This window comes from Pantoea sp. ANP04, from assembly GCF_041982285.1.
In the GTDB taxonomy this organism is placed as follows: domain Bacteria; phylum Pseudomonadota; class Gammaproteobacteria; order Enterobacterales; family Enterobacteriaceae; genus Pantoea; species Pantoea eucalypti.
In genome coordinates this window covers 1-524 of record NZ_JAUTYS010000181.1, presented here as the reverse complement: position 1 = coordinate 524, position 524 = coordinate 1, and the positions used below count along the sequence as shown (strand labels likewise).

Sequence of the window (524 nt, the reverse complement as noted above, 5' to 3'; positions counted from 1 at the left end):
CATCCCCACCGGTGGTGGTAGCCAACGGATCAGACCTGAAGTTCTCGTGCATTTGAAGCTCGAAAATTTGCAGGACCTCGCCTCAGGCGATGCCCGCACCGCCCACGGGGTGAAACTTCCGCCCGGGGATTTGAGACGGTTGTTATGCGAAGCAGACATCATCCCGGCAGTGTTCAATTCGAAGAGTGAACTGCTTGACTATGGTCGAGCTCAACGGTTGGTTCCGGAGAAGCTCAAACGCGCCGTCCTCGCGCGTGATCATGGGTGTATTGTGCCTGGCTGCACCGAGCCACCGGAGAAGATCGAGTTTCATCATATTGATCCGTGGTGGATGGGCGGCGAAACGAAGCTGATCAACTTGGGTGGGCTGTGCCGGGGTGCGCATATGGATGCTGATTCGGGTCGGATCAAGATTGTGGTGATTGATGGGCTACCGCACGTGATTTTGCCGAAGCATATTGACCCGCAACAGTTACCGCGGCGTAATACCTACTGGGACTAACTCCCGATCGGGGCAGAGTCCT

Annotated in this window: 1 protein-coding gene; it reads left to right on the top strand. The window is 56.3% G+C overall.

Annotated features, from left to right (window positions below; translation table 11 throughout):
- Positions 1–502: DUF222 domain-containing protein (locus tag Q7C21_RS22990; protein WP_375151236.1), on the top strand; the 502-nt coding region annotated here is incomplete at its 5' end.
- Between the last annotated feature and the right edge of the window lie 22 nt (positions 503–524).